Origin of the sequence: Novibacillus thermophilus, assembly GCF_002005165.1 — a bacterium.
Classification (GTDB): Bacteria; Bacillota; Bacilli; order Thermoactinomycetales; family Novibacillaceae; genus Novibacillus; species Novibacillus thermophilus.
Genome location: NZ_CP019699.1, coordinates 1,875,131 through 1,901,364, shown reverse-complemented (window position 1 = coordinate 1,901,364; position 26,234 = coordinate 1,875,131). Strand labels below are relative to the sequence as shown.

24 protein-coding genes, 2 pseudogenes and 1 riboswitch are annotated in these 26,234 nt (G+C 48.0%); of the genes and pseudogenes, 12 read left to right on the top strand and 14 right to left on the bottom strand.

All coding sequences use genetic code 11. The annotated features are described in order from the left end of the window. Nucleotides 1-19: 19 nt before the first annotated feature. Both B0W44_RS19060 and B0W44_RS09550 read left to right on the top strand, forming a co-directional pair. Nucleotides 20-412, top strand: a complete 393-nt coding sequence (locus tag B0W44_RS19060; RefSeq protein ID WP_335582603.1) for a YuzF family protein — start codon at nucleotides 20-22, stop codon at nucleotides 410-412. Between the two features lie 34 nt (nucleotides 413-446). Further along, nucleotides 447-1,337, top strand: a complete 891-nt coding sequence (locus B0W44_RS09550) for a manganese catalase family protein (RefSeq protein WP_077719843.1) — start codon at nucleotides 447-449, stop codon at nucleotides 1,335-1,337. A 70-nt stretch (nucleotides 1,338-1,407) separates the two neighbouring features. On the opposite strand, the gene B0W44_RS09545 is transcribed toward B0W44_RS09550, so the two are convergent. From B0W44_RS09545 to B0W44_RS09530, 5 genes are all read right to left on the bottom strand, one after another. Continuing rightward, on the bottom strand, nucleotides 1,408-2,118 hold the full coding sequence (locus tag B0W44_RS09545) for an MIP/aquaporin family protein (protein ID WP_149026973.1): 711 nt from the start codon (nucleotides 2,116-2,118) through the stop codon (nucleotides 1,408-1,410). Then, on the bottom strand, nucleotides 2,115-2,765 hold the full coding sequence (locus tag B0W44_RS09540; protein WP_228440920.1) for a glycerol-3-phosphate responsive antiterminator: 651 nt from the start codon (nucleotides 2,763-2,765) through the stop codon (nucleotides 2,115-2,117). The genes B0W44_RS09545 and B0W44_RS09540 overlap by 4 nt, the downstream gene beginning before the upstream one ends. A gap of 444 nt (nucleotides 2,766-3,209) precedes the next feature. Continuing rightward, nucleotides 3,210-4,577 (bottom strand): alkaline phosphatase, encoded by a 1,368-nt coding sequence (locus tag B0W44_RS09535; RefSeq protein ID WP_418304043.1) that lies wholly within the window; start codon nucleotides 4,575-4,577, stop codon nucleotides 3,210-3,212. Between the two features lie 268 nt (nucleotides 4,578-4,845). Continuing rightward, complete coding sequence (locus tag B0W44_RS18125) at nucleotides 4,846-5,016, bottom strand: hypothetical protein (RefSeq protein ID WP_169835515.1); 171 nt, start codon at nucleotides 5,014-5,016, stop codon at nucleotides 4,846-4,848. A gap of 132 nt (nucleotides 5,017-5,148) precedes the next feature. Then, nucleotides 5,149-6,093, bottom strand: a complete 945-nt coding sequence (locus tag B0W44_RS09530; protein WP_077719841.1) for an aldo/keto reductase family protein — start codon at nucleotides 6,091-6,093, stop codon at nucleotides 5,149-5,151. A 189-nt stretch (nucleotides 6,094-6,282) separates the two neighbouring features. Here B0W44_RS09530 and B0W44_RS09525 point away from each other — a divergent pair, with 189 nt between their 5' ends. Further along, nucleotides 6,283-6,528, top strand: a complete 246-nt coding sequence (locus tag B0W44_RS09525; RefSeq protein WP_077719840.1) for a hypothetical protein — start codon at nucleotides 6,283-6,285, stop codon at nucleotides 6,526-6,528. Nucleotides 6,529-6,531: 3 nt separating this feature from the next. Beyond that, nucleotides 6,532-8,022: a sodium:solute symporter family protein gene (locus tag B0W44_RS09520; protein WP_077719839.1), complete on the top strand. Its 1,491-nt coding sequence runs from the start codon at nucleotides 6,532-6,534 to the stop codon at nucleotides 8,020-8,022. A 350-nt stretch (nucleotides 8,023-8,372) separates the two neighbouring features. On the opposite strand, the gene B0W44_RS09515 is transcribed toward B0W44_RS09520, so the two are convergent. The 3 genes from B0W44_RS09515 to B0W44_RS09505 form a co-directional block, all read right to left on the bottom strand. Continuing rightward, complete coding sequence (locus B0W44_RS09515; protein WP_169835514.1) at nucleotides 8,373-9,635, bottom strand: IS1380 family transposase; 1,263 nt, start codon at nucleotides 9,633-9,635, stop codon at nucleotides 8,373-8,375. A 207-nt stretch (nucleotides 9,636-9,842) separates the two neighbouring features. Beyond that, nucleotides 9,843-11,105: a mandelate racemase/muconate lactonizing enzyme family protein gene (locus B0W44_RS09510; protein WP_077719837.1), complete on the bottom strand. Its 1,263-nt coding sequence runs from the start codon at nucleotides 11,103-11,105 to the stop codon at nucleotides 9,843-9,845. Between the two features lie 18 nt (nucleotides 11,106-11,123). Next, a complete protein-coding gene (locus B0W44_RS09505; RefSeq protein ID WP_077719836.1) occupies nucleotides 11,124-11,909 on the bottom strand; it encodes a serine hydrolase in 786 nt (261 codons plus the stop codon). A 401-nt stretch (nucleotides 11,910-12,310) separates the two neighbouring features. Between B0W44_RS09505 and B0W44_RS09500 the strand changes: the two genes are divergently transcribed. Continuing rightward, nucleotides 12,311-12,637 carry an ArsR/SmtB family transcription factor gene (locus B0W44_RS09500; protein WP_077719835.1) on the top strand — a complete coding sequence of 109 codons (327 nt, stop codon included), beginning with the start codon at nucleotides 12,311-12,313 and terminating at the stop codon, nucleotides 12,635-12,637. 71 nt (nucleotides 12,638-12,708) lie between these two features. Next, the gene (locus B0W44_RS09495) at nucleotides 12,709-13,230 is read left to right on the top strand and encodes an SRPBCC domain-containing protein (RefSeq protein ID WP_077719834.1); all 522 of its coding nucleotides are present in this window, start codon (nucleotides 12,709-12,711) and stop codon (nucleotides 13,228-13,230) included. Between the two features lie 122 nt (nucleotides 13,231-13,352). On the opposite strand, the gene B0W44_RS18120 is transcribed toward B0W44_RS09495, so the two are convergent. Further along, complete coding sequence (locus B0W44_RS18120) at nucleotides 13,353-13,517, bottom strand: hypothetical protein (protein WP_169835513.1); 165 nt, start codon at nucleotides 13,515-13,517, stop codon at nucleotides 13,353-13,355. On the opposite strand from B0W44_RS18120, the pseudogene B0W44_RS09490 reads away from it, so the two are divergent. Next, a pseudogene (locus B0W44_RS09490) lies at nucleotides 13,513-13,758 on the top strand (phage tail protein); the annotation flags it as partial. The gene B0W44_RS18120 and the pseudogene B0W44_RS09490 sit on opposite strands and share 5 nt — an antisense overlap. A 33-nt stretch (nucleotides 13,759-13,791) precedes the next feature. Here the strand turns inward: B0W44_RS09490 and B0W44_RS09485 are convergent. The 3 genes from B0W44_RS09485 to B0W44_RS09475 form a co-directional block, all read right to left on the bottom strand. Next, complete coding sequence (locus tag B0W44_RS09485; RefSeq protein ID WP_077719833.1) at nucleotides 13,792-14,346, bottom strand: type I phosphoribosyltransferase; 555 nt, start codon at nucleotides 14,344-14,346, stop codon at nucleotides 13,792-13,794. A 48-nt stretch (nucleotides 14,347-14,394) separates the two neighbouring features. Continuing rightward, nucleotides 14,395-15,459, bottom strand: a complete 1,065-nt coding sequence (locus B0W44_RS09480; RefSeq protein WP_077719832.1) for a solute carrier family 23 protein — start codon at nucleotides 15,457-15,459, stop codon at nucleotides 14,395-14,397. 120 nt (nucleotides 15,460-15,579) lie between these two features. Beyond that, nucleotides 15,580-15,681: riboswitch (purine riboswitch) on the bottom strand. Between the two features lie 97 nt (nucleotides 15,682-15,778). After that, the gene (locus B0W44_RS09475; RefSeq protein WP_077719831.1) at nucleotides 15,779-17,242 is read right to left on the bottom strand and encodes an MFS transporter; all 1,464 of its coding nucleotides are present in this window, start codon (nucleotides 17,240-17,242) and stop codon (nucleotides 15,779-15,781) included. A 406-nt stretch (nucleotides 17,243-17,648) separates the two neighbouring features. Here B0W44_RS09475 and B0W44_RS09470 point away from each other — a divergent pair. The 5 genes and pseudogenes from B0W44_RS09470 to B0W44_RS09450 all read left to right on the top strand — a co-directional run. After that, nucleotides 17,649-18,010 (top strand): annotated as a pseudogene (locus tag B0W44_RS09470) (LLM class flavin-dependent oxidoreductase); the annotation flags it as partial. A 54-nt stretch (nucleotides 18,011-18,064) separates the two neighbouring features. Continuing rightward, complete coding sequence (locus tag B0W44_RS09465) at nucleotides 18,065-18,760, top strand: response regulator transcription factor (protein ID WP_077719830.1); 696 nt, start codon at nucleotides 18,065-18,067, stop codon at nucleotides 18,758-18,760. Further along, a complete protein-coding gene (locus B0W44_RS09460) occupies nucleotides 18,747-19,982 on the top strand; it encodes a sensor histidine kinase (protein WP_228440917.1) in 1,236 nt (411 codons plus the stop codon). Before B0W44_RS09465 ends, B0W44_RS09460 begins: the two co-directional genes overlap by 14 nt. Nucleotides 19,983-20,100: 118 nt before the next feature. Continuing rightward, nucleotides 20,101-20,784, top strand: coding sequence for an ABC transporter ATP-binding protein (locus B0W44_RS09455; RefSeq protein ID WP_077719829.1), 684 nt, complete (start codon nucleotides 20,101-20,103; stop codon nucleotides 20,782-20,784). Beyond that, nucleotides 20,781-23,390 (top strand): ABC transporter permease, encoded by a 2,610-nt coding sequence (locus B0W44_RS09450; protein WP_077719828.1) that lies wholly within the window; start codon nucleotides 20,781-20,783, stop codon nucleotides 23,388-23,390. The genes B0W44_RS09455 and B0W44_RS09450 overlap by 4 nt, the downstream gene beginning before the upstream one ends. 200 nt (nucleotides 23,391-23,590) lie before the next feature. Here the strand turns inward: B0W44_RS09450 and B0W44_RS09445 are convergent, their stop codons facing one another. Further along, entirely contained in the window at nucleotides 23,591-25,036 is a 1,446-nt protein-coding gene (locus B0W44_RS09445) for a SpoVR family protein (RefSeq protein WP_077719827.1), read from the bottom strand. 25 nt (nucleotides 25,037-25,061) lie between these two features. Further along, complete coding sequence (gene yhbH, locus B0W44_RS09440; protein WP_077719826.1) at nucleotides 25,062-26,219, bottom strand: sporulation protein YhbH; 1,158 nt, start codon at nucleotides 26,217-26,219, stop codon at nucleotides 25,062-25,064. Nucleotides 26,220-26,234 lie beyond the last annotated feature (15 nt).

Sequence of the window (26,234 nt, the reverse complement as noted above, 5' to 3'; positions counted from 1 at the left end):
ACTTTTTTTGGGAGGCACAATGGTCAGTAGTACGAGGATGTACCACAAAAGTACTGCTTTAAACAAACGCGAGGCGCGAACCTGTAGACAAATCCCCAATTTCGATGGGGCTGCATATAATGAGTTAGACAAAACACGCAGAGGAGTGACAACAGTGACAACGATGAACCATTGGCACACCGGCGATTCATACTTGTATCAGTCTTTAATGCCTTGTGTTCACCAACCGATCACAGTCCAGACGACACGCGGTTCTGTAAGAGGAATTTTAAGGAGCGTCACACCTGATCATCTGGTCGTTGAAATGGGAGGAAACTGGTTTTTCATTAGAACTCAACAGATCATCTGGTTTGTTCCTTATCCTCGGTCCTATAAAAGAATGAGACAACTTCCCCCCACATATGCATATTAGATGAAAACCCAAGATACCGGGGGGTAGGTACCTGATGATGAAACGAGTGAACAGGATTGCCATTGAACTTCCAAGACCAGAACACGGGGATTTAAATGCAGCTTCTGCGGTACAAGATTTGCTGGGTGGCAAATATGGAGAAATGTCCACGCTGAACAACTATATGTTCCAGTCCTTCAATTTTCGCGCTAAAAAGAAATTCAAACCTTTTTATGATCTGATCGCGAGCATAACCGCAGAGGAATTTGGGCACGTGGAATTGGTGGCGAATACGATCAATCTGTTGTCGTACGGGGTCACCCAACCAGCCGACCCAGACGCTGCCCCACTGCAAGAAGCATTAGATATACGGTATCCTATTTATTTCACGACTACGGCTCAGACAGCTTACCCAGGAGATTCTATGGGAAAACCTTGGAATGGAGATTACGTCAACAACAGCGGTGCCCTCGTTCAAGATTTACTGCACAACTATTTGTTGGAAATCGGCGCCCGCCTGCACAAAATGCGCGTCTACGAAATGACAACCCATCCCACTGCACGGGAAATGATCGGGTATCTTCTAGTTCGTGGAGGAACCCATATCATTGCGTACGCGAAAGCGATTGAAGTGGCTACTGGAGTAGACATAGGTAAAATGCTTCCAGTTCCAAGACCGGACAATAACAAATTTGATCACGCCAGAAAATTTATGGAACAAGGGTTGTACAATGTCTTGTATACGTGGAATGAACCGGAATATCAAGATATTAACAAAATTTGGAAGGGAAAAAACCCAGAGACAGGCGAACCTTTAAGAGTCATTGACGGTATGCCAGAAGGAGCTCCCGTCCCTGACTTTGAAATGTTGCCTGAACAGTTTGCACCTGGTATTGACCGGGATGATTACAAACGCATTCTAAAACGGTTAATGGCAAATCTTTGACACTCAAAACCTCTCCTTGCCATGTGGCGAGGAGAGGTTTTCTATTGCGCCTCGATACATGTGATCCCTTCTACAGGGCAAAAACGGCTGCAGCAAACAGCGCACCTAAAATCCCGCCAATGACCGGACCCGCCACTGGAATCCAGGCGTATCCCCAGTTAGAATCTCCTTTCCCGGCAATTGGCAGGACAAAGTGGGCGATCCGAGGCCCCAGATCGCGGGCAGGGTTTATCGCGTAACCCGTCGTACCTCCCAGAGAAAGACCGATACTCACAATGAGCAATCCGACAATTAAAGGATTCAATCCTTGGGTAAACTCATTCGTTCCAATTGCTAACAGGCCGAAGACGAGGACAAATGTCCCGATGACTTCACTCAACAGGTTGCTGAACGGACTGCGAATCGCCGGATCGGTACAAAAGACTGCGCGTTTCAAAGCAGGATCGTCCGTTTGCGCCCAATGAGGGTAATAGTGTAACCAAACGATGACAGCCCCGATGATCGCTCCGATCATCTGCGCCAAAATGTACGCCGGTACATCTGCCCATGGAAACTGCCCTGCCGCAGCAAATCCAATCGTGACAGCTGGATTGATGTGGGCACCGCTCAAGTTTCCCACAGCGTAAACGGCCATCGCCACAGCCAGTCCCCACCCGGCGCTAATGACGATCCAACCGCCGTTTTGTGCTTTCGACTTGTTAAGCAGAACACCACCTACGACACCGTCCCCCAAAATAACGAGAAGCATCGTTCCTATTACTTCTCCCCAAAATGCCATCAAGATTTTCTCCCCCTATGTCGTGACCACAAATCTTTTTTTGACGTCGTGACACCTGCCGCTCCCGCCAAAAACGCCTGTTCTACTTCCTCCTGGCATTTAATCAGCCCACCGGTGATGACCGGAAGGCGGGTTGCTTCCTTCACCTCCCTTACAGCTTTCGGAATGACTCCCGGCAAAAGCTCAATGTAATCCGGTTTTGTCGACTTTGCATTTTGGATGCCGGTTTCCATGGCGAGACTGTCGAGCATGAACAACCGCTGAATCGCGATAAGTTTATGCTTTTTCGCAGACACAATCACACTTTTTCGCGTCGAAATAATCCCGTCCGGTTTCACGTATTTGGCGAGATAGCGGATACCGTATTCGTCTGGCCTTAACCCTTGGATTAAATCAACGTGTACCAGTATTTTTTTGCTACGGTCATGCGCCAACCTCACGACGCTGCGCACGTCTGTCAAGGAGGTGTCTAACAACACCACCACTCTTTCTGAAGTTGAAAGCGCATACTCCATATCTTCCATACGGCGAATCGCAGGAATCACGAATCGGTTGACACATTCCAGAACGATCACATCCCTCCCGACACCTAAAACACCCAATACGTAAGGGAGCTCAAATCCGGTAACGTGCCCGCATTGATAGCGCACCCTAATCCAATTTATGTTGGGGCAAGCGCCTGTATGCCTCCAGTAAAAAGCAAAAAAAAAGCGGGAATGTAATTGTTTTTTTTAGGATAAAAAAGACATGGAAAACTCTGTAAACCCTTACCAGGAAAAAGTGAGGCAGTTGAGAGCCCGATAGATTCGCGCGATCAGCAAAGGACGCCATTGAGGTAATAGAAAAATTATTTGAAAATGGAGTTAGAGTACATATTCAAAAATGGGAGAGGATTGAAATAAAGTCCACATGGAATTGGGATTAGTGGCTTTAGCCCATAACATACTGAAAGTAGCAGGCATACACCAGCTACTTTGGGAGAAAAACAGGAAAAGTAAAAAGGCAAGTGGAGAAAGAAACAAAAATTTCTTTCCACTTGCCTTTTTTCAGGACTTATCAGACAGCCCCGTCCGACAAACGGTTATTCACCCGATTTATCTGTGGCGTTTCCCCATGATTTTAAAAATGTTGTTCGCAATATCTGTGTTGTCTATCAGGCCGGCGAACATCTCTTTACCCGGACCGTAAGCGTAGACGTTCACATCTTCACCGGTGTGTCCGCCAGTCGTCCATCCCGTCAAGGAACGCTCGTCAAAAATGTTCGCGATCGCCCGGTGAATCTCGCTTTCATCTCCTGTCTCCTCAGCCTCTTTTACCGACTGAATCTCATCATCCGTCAGCCCAAACGCGATGTACTCGTCGAGTGTCCGTTCTACATCAGCTCCGTCCGCAATTTGCGCCGCCATAAACTCAGGTGTCCTTTTTGCTTGTTTTATCGGGGCTGTATCCCACTTATATTCACCGTCCCGTCCGATGGACAAGCCGCCGGTCGAATGATCGGCTGTCGCCACGACGAGGGTGCGTCCATCTTTCTTGGCAAAATCAATCGCTGCTTGAAACGCCTCTTCGAAATCTTGCATTTCGCTCATGGCGGCGACGATGTCGTTATCGTGTCCTGCCCAGTCGATTTGGCTCCCTTCAACCATGAGGAAAAACCCTTTTCGGTTTTTACTCAGTCTCTCAATGGCAAAATTCGTCATTTCTTCCAAAGAGGGCACGTCATCGGGCCGATCGATCGCTTTCGGCAAGCCGACCTCGGCAAACAGTCCCAACACTTGATCATTCCGGGTTCTGAACATTTCCTTTCGATTCGTCACATAACTGTAACCGTCACGCTTAAAGAGTTTCACCAGATTGCGGTCGTCCCTGATGAAATAGTCCGTTCCTCCCCCAAGCATGACATCGATCTTGTGTTTCCCTCTGATTCGTTCATCGTAAAAATCGTCTGCAATCGCATCGTAGTTATTCCGGCTTTCATCGTGAGCTCCAAAAGCGGCTGGAGTCGCATGTGTAATCTGTGAGGTCGACACTAACCCGGTCGATTTCCCCAATTCCTTGGCCCGCTCCAAAACCGTTTGGACAGGCCGTTTGTCCATGTCGACGGAAATCGCGCCGTTGTACGTTTTAATGCCCGCTGCCATAGATGTCGCGGCTGCCGCGGAGTCCGTTATATTCTCCTCCTCGTCCCACGAATACGTCTTCGCTGCTCCGACGAGGTGTCGATCAAACGCTGTACTTTCCATTACACGCGTGGACGGATCATCTTTAAAATACCGATAAGCCGTCATGTAACTCGGGCCCATGCCGTCACCGATCAACACGATAATGTTTTTGATCCCTTTGTACCGTGCCGTTTGTGGCTCGGCCATGACAGAGCTGTCTGTAACAGAACTTATGAAACTGCCAAAAACAAACGCCAAAACAACGACCAACGCTAGCCATTTGCTCCACGGTTTTCTCACAACACCTTAACTCCTTTCTCTTACAAAATGATAGTTTAATATATTTTACTATTAAAATAACGTAAATTTTATAAAATATCATTAACAATTTTTAAATTTATCGTTAAAGTATTTAAAACACAACGAAAGTCTCGGTTTTTCTGAACCATTACAGTAAAAAGTCCTCCTGCAGCCGTAAGGTCACATATGTCCCCGCGCGAACCCCTGGGAGGAACCGTCCCAATACTCGACGTATACCGATGCAAAGTTCCATCCTCGGTCTCAAACTCTATGACAGGTTGGTACAACACGTGGTTGACACCCATTTTCGATCTGTTTCGACGACATAACCTTCCGTTTTAACGACTTCATCCCAACTGCGAAAATGCTTTTGGTACATCGCAGTCAACACAACGGCCGCTATAGTAGACAAACCGACGAGGAGAAGGGAGACACCCATACAGCTCCATGCCTCCTACATAAAGCCCCCTGCTGTTACAGGGGGGGCATGGTTACCGCCGTCTCTCCGGGAGACTCGGTTCACTCGCAGACACGAGTCTGCCGGCAAATGTTTTCCCCCAAGCGGCATATGTCATCCAAGAATCTCGTCAATCTTTTCCAACATATCGTCACGGAGTTCCACATCGACCGCTCGGACATTGGCTTCAATCTGCTCCACTCGGCTGGCGCCGACGAGCGCACTGGCCACATTCGGCTGGCGCAACACCCACGCCAGTGCAAGCTCCGGTAAAGTGAGCCCGTTTGCCTCGGCTAATACACGCAGTTTGTCGACCTTGCTCAAATGGTCTTCGCTGATCACGTTCTTCATGAATACATTGATCTCCTTATTGGCGGCGCGGCTGTCGGACGGGATTTTTCCGCCGGCATATTTGCCGGTTAACACACCCTGTGCCAAAGGAGAGAAGACCACTTGCGAAATGCCCAGCTTTTCACTCACCGGAATGACTTCTTTTTCGATCCGCCGGTTTAACAGATTGTACTGCGGCTGATGAACAACAATGCGATCCAGCAAGAACTTGTCGGCTACGCGAGCGGCCTCTTCCAGTTGGGCTGCAGTCCACTCGCTTACGCCAGCGTACAAAATTTTTCCCTGACGGATCAGGTCATCGATCGCGCGCAACGTTTCCTCGACAGGAGTATCCGGATCGTAACGATGGCAGTAAAAAATGTCGATATAGTCCAGTTTCATGTTTTTCAGACTCTTATGTACCTGCTCAAAAATGTGCTTCCGCGACAGCCCGCGGTCGTTCGGTCCCTCTCCCACCGGAAAGTACGCTTTTGTCGTGATCACGTATGATTCGCGGGGGTAGCTTTTCAGTGCTTCCGCCATGACCCGTTCGCCTTCACCCCGCTCATACACGTTTGCCGAATCAAAAAAGTTAATGCCTAGCTCATACGCCCTGTGTATGATCTGTTCCGCTGTGTCGTCCTCGACTGACTTTCCGTACGTCAACCAGCTCCCCAGACTGATTTCACTCACCTTCAACCCGGATCTTCCCAGTTTTCGGTACTTCACGGATGCTTCAACTCCTTCCTTTTTTCTCACCGCCGCATCTCTATTCTGATTATATAAAAAAATCGCCGTTGACGAACAGTGCCCAGCAAGAATTAGTCTATAAAGAGAAGCGAAAAATTTACCTCCCAAAAGAAGGCCATTGCGTTTTGACGTCGAATTATTAATCCAGAACAGACAGGAGGTATCTAAATGAACAAACCAATTAAAGAGCCGATCAAAAATGTAAAAATATGGATGGTACTCGGCCTGATATTTCTTTTAAGTGTTCCGTGGTACTTTCCCCAAGGTTCGTATCAGCCTTTAATTTTCGGCATCCCTTACTGGGCCCTTTTTATTATAGCGGTATCCATCGCTTTATCGGCTTTTTTAACTTACGTTCTAAAGTACGAATGGCACATGGAAGAAGAAGCCTCCCACGTGAAGGAGGATGAGTAGAATATGAACTTGACGTTCTCGGGGTGGTCGGGAATACTCATCATGGCCATCTACGGGTTGATCATGCTCGGGATCGGGTTTCTCACATACTTCCGAAACAAAGGTATCCACCAAAGCCTTGACGAATATTACCTCGGCGGCCGGGGGCTTGGGATCATGGTGCTGTTTTTCACCTTTTATGCCACCCAATACAGCGGGAATACGATTATCGGCTATGCACCGAACGCTTACCGGTTAGGATACGCGTGGATTCAGTCCATCACATTTTTCATCCTCATTATTGCGGGGTACTTGCTTTTCGCCCCCAGATTGTACGTATTGAGCAAAAAATTTAAATTCGTGACACCTGCCGACTGGTTGGAACAGCGTTTTCGGTCTAAAGCCGTTACCATTCTAGCGGTCGTCCTCATGATTTACGGGTTAGGCAACTATTTATTAGAACAGCTCGTGGCCATCGGGCACGGTGTCGCCGGACTGACAGGCGGAACAATCCCTTATCAGGTCGCCGTCGTGTTTTTCATTGTCATTATGCTCATCTACAGCTGGCTGGGCGGCATGAGATCTGTCGCTTATACGGACGTGATGCAGGGAATCGCCCTCCTGGCCGGGGTGTTTATCTTGCTGATCGGATCCATTGTCTATTTTGGAGGACTTCCTTCTTCCGCTGCATACATGGAAACGTATTCGCCGGAAAAGCTGGGGGTCCCGGACGGAGCCGGCATTATGAATTGGTTTAGTTTCTTATTACTAGTCGGAATAGGTGCTGCAGTCTACCCTCACGCGATTCAAAGAATTTTTTCGGCAAAGAGTGAACGGACACTAAAAAGATCGCTCATGCAAATGGCGTGGGTTCCGTTTATCACATCCGGCCTCGTGTTTTTGGTGGGGATTATCGGCATTAGTGCATTTCCGAACCTGGACACAGCAGATTCGGAACAATTAGTCGGAATGATGGCCAGTACGATTGCAGGTGAACATGTGATTTTTTATTGGGCAATGGTCATTTTGTTCGGCGGTATTATTGCGGCCATCATTTCGACCGCTGACTCCGCACTGCTTGCCTTTTCCTCGATTATTTCAAAAGACCTGTACGGCAGATTCATTCACAAACATGCACCCGAAAAGAAGAAAATTCTGGTCGGAAAATTGGCCGGAATCGTGGCTGTAGGACTTTTATTAATCATTGCCTGGAACCCGCCCGGAACCCTTTACCAAATCTTCGTATTGAAGTTTGAACTGCTGATTCAAATAGCACCCGCCTTTATTCTCGGCCTTTATTGGCCACGCTTGCACAGAGCGGCGGTTTTTGCCGGGATGCTTGCCGGCGCTCTGACTGCATCGACGATGGCTATCGTCGGCGTCAGCCCTTTCGGGATACACAGCGGGACGTGGGGGTTATTGCTGAACGTCCTCATCTGCGTCGTCGGAAGTTTTATATTAAATGTTTCGGAAGCGGACTTCAAACGGTCAAAGGAAGTGATTGAGTTGTATTAGATTTTATAGCTAATGTTTGATTGGAAATGGAAATGGTTAATAAAAAATGGGGGGGTCATCCCCCTTTTTACTCTAAAACGATTTAACAATCTTGATTTTCTTTGACCCTTTCACAGCTTACAATATCCTGAATTATTCATAACCGCGTCTCAAATGTTTTAAAAACCAGTTTCAAGCCTGATTTTTGTAAGTTTTTGGTTTCCCTAGATGTTTTCTCAAATATATTACCTAATCTACTGGAAAAACAGCAGGAAGTCATACGCTAGCTTTCAAAATCGGCTGTAAAAGGGCACACTGATCCTGTGGTCAATGTGAATGCTATGAGATTGACTTTTCTAATATCATCTCATTCAACCAAACCGTGGGAGGTGATGGATGGTTCGTAAAGTCTGCCAATAAGCCTTTTGATACAGACAACTGCTGCACAGTTTAAATGTCAGATATCTGCCTGAACGAACCAGCTTTCCCGCGATCTTAAGCAACTTCAAACGGATGTTGTCGATACGATTTTTGTTCATCGTTCTGGGTAGACACAGTCGACGAAACCAGTTGTTGAAGTTATAGGCGAGCACCATGAGTTGCAGCTTTGTGGCGTTGCTGTAAAACGATGGACTGCTCATCTGATCGAAAGCAAAGCCGTTCTTGGCTTCTTTGATAAAGTTTTCCATCGTGCCACGGTTCGCATAAAGCTTGACGATGTTTTTGGGTGAGAGCCCCATGTTGGTCACGATGAAGGTGTAGGTGAAGAAAAGCTCACCTTCCGGTTTCTCCATCTTGACCACCACACGACGCGGCTTATCCCAAGCACGTGCCTGGTAGTCAAATGATGTGTAAAACACCTTGGCTTCTGTCGTGTTCAGATCAAACTGTTTCCAGAGTTCATCTTCAAATGGCTGTGCTTTTTGTTTCAACACGTTGTTTGCTTTTAAGCGGATCACATAGTGGACATCATGTGTTTCCGCCAATTGATAGAGAGCCGGGATGGCAAAACCGCTGTCCCCGCGTATGCATAGCGTTGCCCATGGACTTTGCTTCCGATATCGCTTGATTTCAGGGCCGACAAAGCGGACGACTTGCCGGGATGTGTACACATGACCAGCGCGCAGTTCTGCTTTGAGACAATCTCCAGTCAGTCCATCAAACATCATCAGGGGATGGTAACCCTGGGCTTGATAATGCGTGTTAAAGGCGGATCCATGCTGTTCACCATAGGTGGCCAAGTTGGTCGAGTCCAGATCCATCATGATGTTTTCCTTGGGTTGGATGATATCGACTCGTTTTTGCATCAGTGAATTGACCGATTGCAACTGCTTCATCGTTTCCTTATCCAATTTCTGATTTAGCCGGGAAATGGTCGGTTGAGAAGCCAGGACTTCTTTACCCAAAATGGTGGTCAACACAGGTTCATGACGTAATTCATCGGCATGATCATCCGCATGATACCCGGCAATGTGCTGATAGATCTTTTGGATGATGACGTCATCGTTAAAATGGATGTGATGACGGTTTGGATCATTCACATTGAGGTGATCCGTGATCGCTTGACTGAGCCCGATTTTTTCATCAAATTCTTTATACAGTAACCAACCGGCATCTGAGGTCAGGTTTTCCACCTTCAAAATTGACTTTCACACTTTTGTTGAAATGCATGGTCTGCTCGTTTACACTATGCATAAGGGAGCCTCCTTGGTTTGTATTGGTTTTGGTCACTTTTACAATACCAAAGGTTGGGCTCCATTTCTATTTTTCACCCATTGGGTGAAAAGGTGGAATGCTTTTAATGGCCTGGTATGACGCGCTTTTTGATATTTTAAGTTCAGCTATATGAATAATTCAGGGTTGATAATGTCTGCAATCCCAATCTTGATGGCATTTGTCACATCTTCTAGTCCGAAGACTGTCTCATCAATCATCAAAGGAGTTTTCACTTTCTCGCAAATCTCTTTTAATCCGAACACATTCCACTTTCTGACTGGCTGTTCGACTGATTCCAATTCCCCGTCCTCTTCCAACTCTCTGATCACCCGTATGGCCGTTGGTACATCGTAACCTTGGTTAGCATCCAGACGGATCTTAACGTCTTTCCCGGAGTCGTCGACAGCCTTGCGAATTAAGTTGACTAGTTCGACATCTCTCTTCGGATCTTGCCCCACTTTGATTTTGATCACATTGAACCCTTCATCGATGCGCTTCATCGCTTCATCGTAGGCGTTCTTGGTGTTTTTCATGCCCACCACGTATGTCAGCGGCACCTTTTTGCGATACAGACCACCCACTAATTCGTAAACCGGCTGTTTCACCGTTTTCCCCCATGCATCGTGAACAGCAATATCTAGAGCAGACTTCGCTGCACTGTTGCCGTAAATCGCCTGATTCATCCGCTCGTGAATCAAGCTTAACGCACTGACTGGCAAACCGACCACTGCCGGGGCCAAATACAGATCCGTCACAAGCTTCACTGTATCGGCTGTCTCTCCCATGAAAGCCGGCGACGGAGACGCTTCTCCGAAGCCCCGGACACCGTCTTCCGTGATGACCTCGAGGACCGCGTGTCTTCTCGTCTTTGCTGCATAAAGTGATATTTTCCATTCGCCAATCGAAGTAAAGACAAAATCGATTTTTTTCTCTTTCCACTTGGTCAGGTGAAATTCAATCAAACGGTTAACATCAAACGCCTTTTCTTGTCCGTAACCGTACGTGTAGATGTCTCGATCGCTTATTTCGAGTTCGGTCAAAACTGCCCTTATCGTGTCTTCGTCCATAATGTCGATGGACATCCTGTCTAAGTCCCGACCATCTTCGTTCTTTAGTCGGAACAGCGCAGTCGATACCATAAACTCATCAAAAGACACGTGTACGGCCGGCAAACGTTTTTTTTCTATTTCCTCTTTTGCGTACAAATACGGGAGTGGTCCGGTAAACAGAAACACATCACACATATAAGCTTGTGAAAGCAGTTCTTTAGCTTCTTCCGCTTGACGGTATACAAAAGGGACAATTTCGATATCTCCTTTTCCTTCGGCAAACTGGATCATCCGATTCACAGATTGCTCCAAGCCGAACAGTGCGATATGAATCTTCATTTTCGGATACTCCCTTTGTCACGACATGTAAGCTATGAGATGTTTCCCGATCTCAGCGAGGTATCGTTGTGCCATACCATTGTTTTGCCAGCCTTGGGTCAACACGGCAGCGTAAATACGAGCCTTTCCCCTTTGAACAATGGCTACGTCATGCTCAACGCCCGGTATCTCACCGGTTTTATTGTAGAAACGAACTCCTGAGTCCGGATCGCTATAACACGGCAATTTTTGCCGGAACTGTTGGCGGCTGAGGATTTCTAACATTTGAGACCGGCTCGACTGGGTGATCAACGCATTTGTTTCCCCAATAATTTTTAAAAGGGTTACCATATCGCTCGCACTCGTGTAGTTATCGCGGCCGGCTTCAATCGCTTCAGCATCCATAAACTTTCTCTCAATTTGAGTGTTGCGACACCCCAACTGTTCGAAAAGCTGGTTCACGGAATTCACGCCGACTTTGTCCAGTACGAGATTCGCCGCTGTATTGTCCGATACGATAACCATGAGTTCCAATAAATTCCTAAATGTAAACCTGTTTGAACGGGTTAAATATTTGATCACACCGCAACCGCCGACTTTACTCCCTTCGTCAATATCAATTGGTTGGTCAAGCTCCACACTCCCTGCTTCCACTTGCCGAAAAGCCTCGATCATGATCGGAACTTTGACAACGCTGGCTGCCCTCACCTGTCGATCGGCGTTTAACTGTATCGTCCCTTCATCGGTGCTTATGGCAATGAAAAAGCGGTCGCGATAGTCTTTAATCGTTTCACAGATGCGTTTTTCTAAATGGAGTATGCTCAAACCTCATACCCCCCTTTTTACCCAACGTTTATATGAACAAACTTCTAACAATGACAAAACAAACAATCGCGACGGTTACGACAATGCCGAAAATCACCATATTTTTCAAGTCTTTCGATCGAGCGAAAAACGGGAAGGCTGACAGGATCTCTGGGGGTCGCAGTGTCAACTGCCTTTCGCTTGTTCGTTAGAGCCTACCTTCTGAAAATGACTTCTTTAGTCAGCCAGTCGAAAAAATCTTAAATATTACTTGACAAGAATATTCCTAATATGGAATAATCATGTTGACAACTAGATACGACAGAATTATTGTAATTTTGGGAAACTGGAGGTGACCTTCACGATGTAGCTACATGTGCTTTTTGATGTTAAAAAAGGTACATAGCGGGGAGTGATTCAAGATGAACGTGCAAACATTTAGTGCGTTGGCGGAACCGAATCGCCTTGCTATCGTCGAGCTTCTTCTCGAAGAACCGCTTCCAGTAGGGAAGATTGCGGAAAAGCTAAAGCTCAATCAGCCCCAGACTTCAAAACACCTTCGTGTATTGAGCGACGCCGGTCTTGTCGATGTTCACCCCATTGCTAATCGTCGGATATACAAGCTAAGACCTGAACCCTTCCAAGAGTTGGATCGGTGGCTCGACTCGTACCGCCGAATGTGGGAGGCGCGTATGGATCGATTAGACGATTACCTCAAGGCCATACAGGGAAAAAAACCGTTGAATTGATTTGGAAGCAGAACATCTCAATCGTCTCGCAATATCACCACAGGCAACTGTGATCGAATGGAGGAGCTTACATGTCAAATAACGAAATAAGCTCAAGAGTGGAGAACGATAAGGTTCTGATACTGGAGCGTATTTTTGATGCACCGCGCGAACTCGTGTTCAACATGTTTAAAGACCCTGAGCATCTCAAACATTGGTGGGGCCCCAGCGGTTGGGAACTCCCAGTGTGCCGCATTGATTTCCAACCTGGCGGAATATGGCACTTCTGCATGAAGTGCATGGACCAAAATCAAGGTGAATCTTACGGTATGGAATCTTGGGGTAAAGTCGTTTACAAAGAAATTGTTGAGCCGGAGAAGATCCTTTACACCGATTATTTCTCGGATGCCGAAGGCAATATCGACGAAAATATGCCAGCCTCCGAGGTCACGTTGGAATTCATCGATCTGAATGGCAAGACGAAGCTCGTGAACCGAATTGAATATGTGTCTGCGGATGCTCTTAAGACGGTTTTGGACATGGGCATGTTAGAAGGTATCACGGAAACTTGGAATCGTCTGGAACAGCATTTGAACAAGACCTTACTGGGATAGATGACTACTGGGAAACCTTACATCAAGCCCAAAAGCTATACCGTTTTTGATGAGATAACCTGGTCAGAGGTCAAGGGAGAGACGGTGGTCGAATTTTAAAGCTGGTAATCGCCAGCTTTTTTTTATATTCGCAATAGATAGTGCACGGCATCTTTCGACGATGACATGAAGTCGTCAAACTTCCATTGGCTAACGGTCGCTTTTTCGATGACTTCGTTAACGATCACTTCCGCTTCTGCATTTAAAATCTTCCGCTGTGAACGGCTTATGATAATCAGCAGAAACAAATCCAAACATAAATTTACAGTTACACCAGCTAGTGAAAGTCAGGAAACGCTCAATTATGTGAGCCGAATTTTGAAAGAGGAACGCGATATTGTGTTATCGGCAAAACCATTAGAAACGTCTCGTTTTCTGGTCAACAATATCCATTTTGCCTACGTCTTCTATGAGGACGGTCTAGTCGTCAACCTCATGTATACGGTCGACGATCCCAGAGCCGTTGGTTTTAAACTTTCGGAAGGGATGAGCCAGAATGCTGCTCGACGAAATGACGATACACTACTCTTTTTTTACCGGAAAGAGGGGCAGCGGTGCCAAATACACAATATCGTCCCTCTGGATGGCATCCCCTTCTGCCAGGATGGACGCCTTGGTGACGACGTCTCCCCCTGCCTTTTTCACAAGTGTCTCCAAAGCCTTGACCGATTCGCCGGTGCTGATGACATCGTCCACGATGGCCACACGACGGCGTTGAATGGCCAGCGCATCTTTTCTGTCCAGACAGAGGAGCTGTTTCTTCTGGGTTGTGATGGAGACGACTTCGTGAATCAACGGATTTTCCATATACGGCTTCACACTTTTCCTCGCGACGACGTAGTGCTTCATGCCGAGCAATCTGGACACTTCAAACACGAGTGGAATGCCCTTCGCTTCGGCGGTGATCAACACATCGACGGGTGGGAGTTTCTGCACCAATTCCTCCGCTGCCCGACACACCAGCTCGGTATCACCTAAAATGACGAAACTCGCGATACGCAACTGATCATTCACCGGGACAATCGGAAGTTCTCGTGTCACACCCGCAACGTGCAATGTATAGTACTCTCTTTCCACTAAAAAAACCTCCTTGACGTGTTGCGGATCTCATGTTCCTTTGCTCTCTTACACACCGACAAGTGCGACAACGTATTTCATGAGGATGCCCGCGACCATCCCGATAAAAGGATCTGTCAATGCTGTCACGGTCATAGTGACACCGCCGACAATTCCGCCCGACCATTCGTCACCGAGCAAAGCGTCCGCAGCATTCCCTGGAACGGTCACGACAGCGCCCAACACGATCAAAAATCCAGAGATCGATTCGCTCGGAATGTATTTCCCGATTTTCGGCAGCCACCCTGCCAGCAATATCGCCGCGATGACCGCCATCATCAAGACGCCGGACCACACAGGGTGAGGGGCACTCGCTGTCGCGGAGATAATCGCTTCGACCGGCGCTCCGCCGAACATCGACGACGCCATGTCCGCTAGACTACTAATGACGGTCAAGTGATCAATATTGACATCCATTCCGGCAATATCTCCTGTAATTTGTCCAAATGCGATGTTCGCCCCGATGTTCAACGTCACCATGGCGAGCGCCCCGCGAATGACCATTGGGTTGATGACAAACTTTTGTAAGGCGAACTTCTCTCCCTGAGGAGCAACAGACTGTACATCCCGCCTTCGGAAAAAAGCAATGCCGCTAGAGATGAAAACAGAGAGAGCGATGGCGTACACTAAGTCTTTGGTCACCATATACGTGATAAACGCCACGACGATAGAACTGTACCCGACCCACTTGTTTTTATTCGCCATATCAAGGGACACTTTCGTGAGCATAATGCCCACTCCCGCCATCATGCCGCTCGTAATGACCGGTCCGATAAAGTCAATGATTTTCTCTAAAAGGCCAAACAACCCGATAACCAGCATGATACTGGCGCCGAAAAAGACCATCGACAGACGTTCGCGCATATTTTTTCCCAGTGTGCCCGCCAGTGTAATCGTTTCGGCCTGGAATGATATCGGCGCCACGGAACCGACGGCGGTATTCCCGATGACTCCGGTGATGAAGGCCAAAGCCGTCGGAACAGTCGCAAATCCGAACGACATCGCCAAAATGCCCTGCGGCAATCCGTTCAGCACGCCACTGAGGGCAGCCAGTATGTCCTTGAATACGTCCATGTGCATCTCCTCTTAGATCGTTTGTCGTAGGGTTCGTCGGATGAAACAAAAAATCCGGCCAATCTCCGCGCGCGAGACTGACCAGATGAAAGCTTTAAGCCCGAACGTTTAAGGCTTCAGCCAATCTGTGTTTCCCGCCATAGTTGGGAGATTTACGGTCTCCCTGTAGAAACTCTCAGACCTTATTTCTGAGAATATATGACAGGTGATGTGAGGTTCTGCTCGACCTTGTACACTCACAAGCTTACCACATTAAAAGACGAACGGCAACATTTTTTTATTAAAAAATGTTCGTCTTTTCTGTTGTCCTTCTAACGTTCTAATCCTCTTTTTTCTTCTCAATCTCTTCTTTCTCCTCCTGCCACCATAACGAATCTTCATGTTCATCTAAAACTTCTTGTATTTCGTCTTCACCGGAAACTGCCGGAGGAGATCCCCTGAGTGGCTTTCCGGATATTTCTTTGACAAAATAAGATACGACGAATATGCCGATGACTGACGCAAACACCATGTAATAAGCGGGCACCATCCGGTCCCCCATGACACTTATCAACCAAGATACAACGAATGGTGTTGTACCGCCAAACACGGATGCCGATACGTTATACGTAATGGCTAATGCTCCATTTCTTACATGTGTAAAAAACATAGACGGTAAAAGTGATGGCATTGTTCCTTGAAAAGATGCTGAGAAAATGGCGACAATCATTAATCCCAAAAACACAAGCCACGTGTTCCCGCTTTTGATAAGCAAAAACGCCGGAATCGAAAATAAAATCAATCCGATTAAACCGCCTTGGATAATGCGTTTCGCACCTATACGATCGCTAAAATACCCCATTGTCAAAACAATGGGAATCATAATGACCATGACAATCACGATTAACAGGAGCCCTCCTGTTTCCCCGTAACCGAGCACTGCTGTTAGATGCGAGGGCATGTACGACAAGATCGTGTAGTTGACGACATTATAAAAGAACACAAGGATCATGCCAATAAGTAACGGCTTTCTGTGATACAACAAAATGTCTGTTACAGAAGCTTCATCTACATCCTGATCTTGACTTTTCATAGCTTCAAACGCCGGTGTTTCCCCTAAGCGACGACGCAAATAAAATCCGATAAAACCAACTGGAGCCGCTCCAATGAACGGAATCCGCCATCCCCACTCCACCATGTTATCGGGGCCTAAAGTATAAGTAAGAAGCGTCACAAGACTGGCTGCGGCGATATAGCCAACTAATGTCCCCACTTCTAGTCCGCTCGACATGACTCCCCGCCTTTTGTCGGGGGTCGATTCCGCGATAAACGTCATTGCGCCAGCATATTCGCCACCTGTCGAAAATCCTTGGAACAATCGGGCAACAAGCAATAAAACGGTTGCGGTTCCCCCAATCGATGCATAACTGGGAATCAATCCAATACTTAACGTGGCAAGTGCCATCATGATTAACGTAATGGCTAAAACCTTTTTGCGTCCGATCCGGTCACCCAACATACCAAAAAACACACCCCCGATGGGGCGAACTAGAAATGCGACAGCAAAAGTAGCAAACGAATACACTAACTGCATCGTTCCAGTTAAATCCGGAAAAAAAACCTTACCAATCGTTGGCGCAAGATACGAATAAATTCCAAAATCAAACCATTCCATCGCATTGCCAATCCCTGTTGTCACCACAGCTCGTTTTGCTTTTTCCAGATCTATAACCGTAATGTCGTCCTCCTTTAACTTTCGTTTTGATCTCTTTTTGAACGTAAATCGCTTCTTCTTATCAACCAAACAGAATCCCTCCGCTTCAAACTGTAACCACTTGTACCTCTAATATGCGCAAGGGATTTAAGATTAAACATATTGAGCGATCATTGAATAGTTTGCCTGAAAACAGGCAATTAGGCGAATGACCTTAAGTCGCTTCATTTACTTTGCATAATGTCTGGACTGCTTGAATTCGGATAACCAAGAAAACAGTGCATGATCCTGACACCAGTCAGGAAGATTGTTATCAATCAGATCAGGATAGGCATAAATCGACATGACCAAGGAGAGCCAAAAGGAACTCATGGATTCACTGACTTTAAGGTTTTACTTTCATCGAGGACAGGAAATCAGTAAACTGTGTGTAAGAAGCAGGAAAACTCAATGTCTGCTTAAGAAACAAGCGAAAAACTTGACAAAACATTCCTGTATGGAAATAGGGATCAGCACATTTTTAGAGACGACACCCGATCCGCGGACAGGAAAGGTCATCAGTCATGGTGAACGTTTGCGCCATGCGGTTGAAAGAATTGTGCTGGCCTACGAAGTCGGCCCGGATGTGTACGGCGTCGGAGCATCACCGGGCGGATTACACCAGTTCCGCACCTGCTATCGTCCTGGCAGCTGCCGCTATCCAGACCAAGCGTCTCAGCCTGACAAGCGCCGTTTCCGTGTTCTCATCTGACGATCCAATGCGCGCCTATCAAGATTTTGCCACGTTGGACGCTCTTTTTGGCCGGGTGGTTCGTTTACAGGGAATCTTTTCCGCTGTTTCGTTACAGTCTCGACGATTGTGCTGACGAGTAAGAAGGGCTCAATGTATGTCAAACGATGCGGGGTGGAATCATGAGCAAAATTTTAATCGTTGAAGATGATAAAACAATCGCTTTAGGGATTGAATATTCCTTAAAGCAGGAAGGATTCCAAACAGAGGTTGCCCACGACAAGTCCTCTGCTGAGAAAATCCTTCAAACGTCCGAATTTAATCTCGTTTTACTCGATGTGTCTCTTCCCGATGGAAACGGTTTTGACCTGTGCCGTACGATCAGGGAACAGGGAGATACGCCGGTCATTTTTTTAACGGTTCGGGATGAAGAGGTGAACGTCGTCATGGGCTTGGACATCGGTGCCGATGATTATGTGACCAAGCCCTTCAGAGTGCGGGAACTGATCTCCCGGATTAAAAGTGTGTTGCGCCGCTACGAACAACAGCCGCCCCAAAAAACGGAAATCCGCCTGGGAGAGGTGCTCATCGATACTGCCCAAGCCCGGGTGTTCAAACAAAGAAAGGAGATTATACTCACCGCTCTGGAGTACCGTTTGTTATTAACTCTGGCCAACCATGCGGGACAAGTACTGTCCCGAAAACAAATCTTGGAACATATTTGGGATGTCGCCGGAGACTTTGTCAATGACAATACGCTCACGGTCTACATCAAGCGTCTGCGTGAAAAAATTGAAGATGATCCGCATCGGCCCAAGTTGATTCAAACGGTACGGGGGCTGGGCTACAAGGCAGGTGTCGGATTTGAGACGGACTAAACACCCGCAATGGGGCAGACGATTGGTCGTGCTGGCCATCCTCTTCGTCCTTTCAGGGACTTTGGCCCTCGGATTTTCCTCGTTCAGCAGGCAAGTTCTGCAAGAATCGATCACCGCCCAACAGGCGGCATTGATCGGGGCGGTGATCGACGAATATCCCCACGCCGAACAGCATATCATTCGCCAGGTGAAACAGGCTGACGAGACAACGATAGCCAAAGGAGAGGCTGTATTATCCCAATACGGCTTGAGCGGCCCAGACCTGATCTTTGTTCCGGATCGCCTAGAGACGAGCTTTCAACTGCAGACGGCGCTTTTCGTGTCTCTGGCTGTCCTCATTTTTGTGGTCCTTACGGGGATCTTTTTTCTTTTTGTACACCGCCAAAACAAAGAAATCGGCGACATCAACAATTATTTGAGCCGGCTTGAGGCCGGGGAAAACACCCTGGACATCCGGGACAACACTGAAGGGGAACTGAGTATATTAAAAAATGAACTGTATAAAATGACGACGATGTTGAAAGAACAGACCGAAAACCTTAAACAGGATAAAATCCATCTGGCTGACTCCCTGGCCGACATTTCCCATCAGTTGAAAACCCCTTTAACTTCATTGATCGTTATAAGAGACCTGTTGGCAGATCAACCCTCCGAAGAGGTCAAGGCGGAATTTCTGGAACGCATGAAGGCCCAGCTGAAGCGGATGGAATGGCTGACCACCTCTTTGTTAAAACTGTCCCGCTTAGAGACCGGTACCGTCACCTTGAAAAAGGAAAAGTTCCATGTGCAGGCACTCATCGACCGGGCCGTACAGTCTTTAAGCATCCCCGTGGACATTAAACAGCACCGCATCCGTATTGCGGGGGATGAATCGGTCATGTTGACAGGCGATATAGACTGGATGGCCGAAGCACTGATCAATATATTGAAAAACCATATTGAGCATACCCCAGAGCAAGGCATCATCCGCATTGAATATGAAGACAATCCAATTTTCACCAAAATAACGACAGCCGATAACGGTCAGGGGATCCATCAAAAGGATCTGCCCTATATTTTCAACCGTTTTTACCGGGGGAAAAATGCAAGTGAAGAAAGTGTCGGCATCGGATTGGCCATGGCCTATGAAATCGTCAAACAACAGGGAGGAGACATTACCGTCAAAAGTGAATCGGGAGAAGGCACCGAATTTACGCTCACTTTTTACAAACAGCATATTTAAATCATCCATCTTCAAGATCACAAGAGAAAGATGACAAAATTGTCACCTGCCATGTCACCGCAGTGTCATTTCGGACCGTTAAGCTAACTGGTAAAGACGCTTAAAGGAGTTTTGAATGATGGACATATTGAAAGTAGAAGATCTGACAAAAATTTACGGGAAAGACGAGACGCAGGTGACCGCCGTGGACCAGGTCACTTTTTCGGTTAAAAAAGGAGAGTTTGTGGCCATTGTCGGTCCGTCCGGTTCAGGGAAGTCGACGCTTTTGCACATTCTGGGGGGCGTGGACCGGCCGACCAGAGGCAAAGTGTTTATTGAAGAGACCGACGTCTATTCGCTCAATGAAACCCAGCTGGCCATTTTCAGACGCCGGCAAATCGGCTTGATTTACCAGTTTTACAATCTGATCCCCATCTTAAATGTTGAAGAAAATTTGACACTGCCCTTACTGCTGGATCACCGCCGGGTGGATCAACAAAGACTGCGCGAATTAATAGAGACGTTGGGCCTGGCAGAGCGCATGAATCATTTGCCCAATGAACTGTCCGGCGGACAGCAGCAACGCGTTTCCATCGGCCGGGCGCTGATCAATCAACCCGCCCTGGTCTTGGCTGATGAGCCCACCGGCAATCTGGACAGCAAAAACTCAAAGGACATTATGGACCTGCTGAAATTATCCAATAAATTGTACCAGCAAACGCTGATTGTGATCACCCACGACCAGAACATCGCCTTGCAAGCTGACCGGATGATCACCATGGAAGACGGAAAGATCATCAAGGATGAGGTGATCCGCTCGTGAATGTGTTAAGAAAGCTGACCGGGCAAAATTTAAAGCTGAACCGGAAACGGACGATCGTTACGATCATCGGGATTATCCTTTCGGCAGCAATGGTGACCGGGGTGGCCACCCTAGTGGCCAGTTTTCAAGATTTGTTTATCCAATCGGCCAAAATGACAGACGGCAGTCACCATGCTTCTTTTTACGGAGTACCCTACGAGAACAGCAAATACATTCAAGATCATGCCTATACCCAGACAGCCATGCTGAGCAAAGATTTGGGTTTTGCACGGCTGGAAAGTTCCGAAAGTGTCGCCAAACCTTACTGGATGATCAAAAGTTACGACGCGGAAAGCTTCGAACATCTGCCCGTGACCTTGAAGGAAGGGCGTTTCCCGGAGCGGGAAGGTGAAATCGTCATCTCGGAAGGCGTTTTGTATGATACCGGGATGGAATACAAGATCGGCGAGTCATTCTCTGTCGATATTGGTGAACGGGTCGATCAAGGAGAGTTCTTAACCCAACAAGAGCCACTCTCGGAAACGGAGGAACTGGAGACATTCACCACCGAGACGTATACCGTGACCGGCATCATCACCCGACCCCGCTTCGAAGCATATGATGCACCGGGTTACACGGCCATCGCCTATCTGGATGAAAGCCGACTCTCGGCGGAAGACAAAGTCAATATTTCCATCGTTGCCGTGGACCCTGAACGTATATTCGATCAGGCTCCGGAACTGGCTGAGGTGGCGGAAGCGGAAGAGATCAGTTATAACAATGAACTGTTAAAATGGATGGGCATTACCCAAAACGAGGGCACCCTCAAGGCGATGAGATCCGTCGGTCTGATCATTCTTCTCCTCGTTGTCACCGGTTCTGTGACCGTGATCTATAATGCCTTCGCCATCTCGGTCAATGAGCGCAAAAAACAGTTCGGCATGCTGGCCAGTGTGGGCGCCACCAAAAAACAGATCCGTAAGATGGTTTTCTGGGAAGGATTTCTGCTCGGTCTGATTGCCATTCCCATCGGAGTGTCAGCGGGTGTGGCGGGCATTGGCATTACCTTGAAAGTGGTTAATCAATTGATGCGAGGTTCGGTTTTCAATACCGGGGCCAGCTTAAGATTGATCATCTCGTACGAAACGATAGCCGTATCCGTCTTGTTTATCGCCCTGACCATCTTCTTGTCCGTCTACCTTCCGGCCAGACGCGCCGCAAAAGTATCACCCATTGAAGCCATCAGACAGACACAAGACATCCACGTGAAACAAAAAACATTAAAAACCTCCCGACTGACCCGGCTGCTGTTTGGTATAGAAGGGGAATTGGCCCTCAAAAACTTAAAGCGAAACAAAAGACGATACCGAGCCACCCTGTTTTCCCTGTTGATCAGCATTGTCCTGTATATTTCTTTTTCCTCGTTCATGACCTACGGTTTTATAAGCAGTGACATCTACTATCAGGATGTGGCCCATGATTTTGAAATCGAAAAACAGGACGTGTCGACGGAAGAGGCTGTCGAATTTTACAACCAGGTGGCCAGGCTGGATGAAGTAGAACGTTACTCTCTTGTGCGCAACATATTTAGTGAAGCCGTAGAACTCGAGCGGAAACAGCTTGGGGATTATTTGCGGGGCTATCTGGACAAAGAGGAAGGGGAAGTTTTGCGGACAGCGGATGGCGGTTATCGGCTTGGTTTTTCCCTCATTGCCGTCGGTGAAGAGGAATTTGCCGCCTACGCCCGCGAGCTGGGACTTGAGGTTGCTGATTACACCAATTCGGAACAGATTAGAGGAATCTTAATCAATCGCAATGTGATTCCAGGAACTGCCGACTACACACCATTAAATATGAAAGCGGGGGAAAAGGTGACGCTGACGGATCCAGCCGCTCAAGGGAACGAAACGCCTTTTGAATATACGCTGGAAATTGGCGCAGTGACAGAACAGCTTCCGTTTGGTGTTCAATATGCTCAATTTTTGGAGTCTGTCAACGTCATCGTCTCGGAAACTGTGTTTGACGATCTGTGCGCCCAATTGAGCGCGCCGTCTCAAGAAACGGCACAACATATACGAATGTTCGCCGGGCTGCAAGAAGATGTCGACCGGCAACAATTTAAAGAACACGTTAAAGCGATCGACGCCAGATTACATTCGGGCGGACACCTGATGATGTTTGACATCGAGGAATTCGTAAATGAGATCAAAAATACCAAAACGATGATCTCCATTTTCCTGTACGGTTTTGTGGCATTGATCACACTGATCGGCGTGACAAATATTTTTAACACGATCAGCACTAACGTCGCTTTACGCCGCAGGGAATTTGCCATGTTGAAATCCGTCGGATTAACCCCGGCCGGCTTCAACAAGATGATCAACTACGAAAGCATCTTTTACGGACTGAAAGCATTGCTCTACGGTCTCCCGCTCGGTATCTTGGTCAATGTCTTGATGTATCGTTCGGTGAATCATGCATTTGATTTTGCCTTTGCCATCCCCTGGAAGGAAATGATTATCTGTATTATCGGCGTGTTCGTCATTGTTTTCATCACCATGCTTCACGCCAGCTCCAGGCTGAAAAAAGAAAATATCGGCGACGCCCTGAGGGAAGAAAACTTGTGATCAACTGTATGTCTTCCGGACAAGCTTTTGCAATTCATCACTGGAAATGGAACAAAAATGCGGGGAGAAAAAAGCTCTCCCCCATCCATCTGAACATTTAGTTCATGTTATGTTTACGACCTTTTGAACTGTACCCTACGTTCATAAGCACGAATAACATTTGCAGGGCGTGATAACGTTGGCGAACGCGGCAACAACGGTTAAAGCAACCGTCTGTGTGTTTTTCTGTCGTCCTGGCTAAACAGAACGCGACGACCTTCGATCACTGTTTCCAAATGGACGGTCCGGCCCCACAGTTTATGAACATAGGGAAGCGTTTTTTCCAGGTGTTTGATGTCCAGCTCCAATCCTTCATAGTGATGTTTCAAATACAGTTCGCCGTTTTGCAAATAGTCGCCGTCCTGGACGGTAATGTACGGGAATCCGCCGTTCACTCTCGCCGCGACAAGTTGATCCCGCACGTTTTCCCACTGTTTGTCCGCCACCACCCAGTCGTTTCCTTGCTTGTGGAACAGGTACAGGTCCAAATCTTCCACTAACTCTTTCGTCAAGTAGTTGCGAATGAACGACATATCCCGCTCCACTTCACGCACTTCGAACAGCTTTTCCCGCCCTTTTCCCGGCTTTCGGCCGAACTCTTTCCGCTCTTGCTCCGTCGGTTCGTTCCACCGCCGTTCGATGTCTTCCAACATTTTAAACCCGAGGTAGTACGGATTTATGCCGGTGCTGGACGGCTGGATGACGCCGGCGTGCAGTTTGGCGAACTCGACCGTTTCTTCCTCAGTCAAGTCCATCTCCCGCAAGATGCGCACGTGCCAGTAAGTGGCCCACCCCTCGTTCATCACTTTCGTCTCTAGCTGGGGCCAAAAGTACAGCATTTCCTCTCGTAAAATGGTCAAAATATCGCGCTGCCACGCGTCCAAAACCGGGCTGTGCTCCTCAAGGAAGAGGAGGAGGTCTTTTTCCGGCTCCGGCGGGACTTTCCGCCTTTTCGCCGGTTGTTGTGCCTTGCTCGGGTCTTCTTCTTTTCCGTCCAACTTCCACAGGTCGTCGTACGGTGTCGCCTTTTTCAGTTGTTCCTGTATTTGATCTTCCCCATTTCCGTAGCTGTCGCCTTCGTCACGGCCCCGTCGCTTCCCGCGCACGAGACTGGGGTCGATGTGTTCGTTGATGGAGAGCACCGCATCGAGGAACGCTTCCACTTTGTCTTTCCCGTAGCGCATTTCGTAAGCACGGATACGTTCCGCACTCGCCGCCATGCTCTCCACCATGTCTCGTTTCGTGTTGGCGAAGTGGACGTTGTTTTTAAAAAAGTCGCAGTGGGCGAGCACGTGAGCCACAATTAACTTGTTCTGGATCAGACTGTTCCCTTCCAGCAAAAAAGCGTAACACGGGTCCGAGTTGATGACCAGTTCGTAGATGCGGCTCAAATTGAAATCGTACTGCAGTTTCATCCGATGAAACGCTTTTCCAAAACTCCAGTGGCTAAACCGCGTCGGCATGCCGTAAGCGCCGAACGTGTATATGATGTCAGCGGGACATATTTCAAACCGCATCGGGTAAAAATCCAGCCCAAACCCGCGGGCGATGTCCATAATTTCCTCGATGGCGCGCTCCAGCTGGCGCTCCTCGTCCGTCACCACCATCCCTCCTTGTCTGTGTCCAGAGTCGTTAACTCGCTTGATGCTCCCTCTTGCCGAAAAACGTTTGCAGCGCTTTGTACACTTCCCGCTTGTCTTTAATAATGCAATGCATGAAGGACGGGTCTTCAATGCGGCGAAATACCGACATCAGACTGGAACGGCGCTGGTACTGATTCACTTCGGCGTAGCCGAACATGTTGCATTTCTCCATCAGTTCCTTGACGTAGCGGACACACCGCTCGTTGTCCGACGTCAAGTTGTCGCCGTCGGAAAAGTGGAACGGATATATGTTGTAACGGCTCGGCGGGTAACGGTCGTCAATCACTTCTAACGCTTTCTTGTAAGCGGACGAACAAATCGTTCCGCCACTCTCCCCCCGGGAAAAGAACGCCTCTTCCGACACTTCTTTCGCTTCGGTATGGTGGGCGATAAACACGATGTCCACTTTCTCGTAGCGGGTGCGCAAAAAGCGGACCATCCAGAAGAAAAAGCTGCGGGCCATGTACTTCTCAAACACACCCATCGACCCGCTCGTATCCATCATGGCGATGACAACGGCGTTGGAGTGGGGAAGTTCTATGTCTTCCCACGTTTTATAGCGCAAGTCATCGACAGAAATGCTGTGCAGCCCGGGTTTTCCCTTTAACGCGTTGCGGCGCATCGCCTCGAGGATCGTCCGCTTCTTGTCGATGTTGGCCGACAACCCCTTTTTGCGCACGTCGTTGAAGCGAATATCGTGGGTGACGATGTTCTCTTCCGCTTTTGGCTTCAAGTCGGGGAGTTCCAGCTCTGCAAACAAAATCTCTTCCAGTTCTTCCACTGACACTTCCGCTTCGTAGTAATCGGTCCCCGGCTGGTCGCCGGCGCCTTGCCCTTGTCCGGCTCCAGCCTGACCTCTGTCCCCGTCGCGGGCGATAACATCGCCCACCTGGCTGTCGCCGTCCCCTTGACCCGTATGTTGCATCTTGTCGTAGTTGTAGCGGAATTTATACTCTTCCATGGATCGGATCGGGATTTTGATCACATCGCGCCCGTTGGACATGACGATGCTTTCCTCACTGACGAGATCCGGCAAGTTGTCGCGGATCGCTTCCCGCACTTTTTCCTTGTGACGCAGTTGATCTAAGTGGCCTTTGCGGTGCAGGGACCAGTCTTCGCGCGATAAAATAAAACTCGACGTCGTCATCGCCGATCCCTCCTC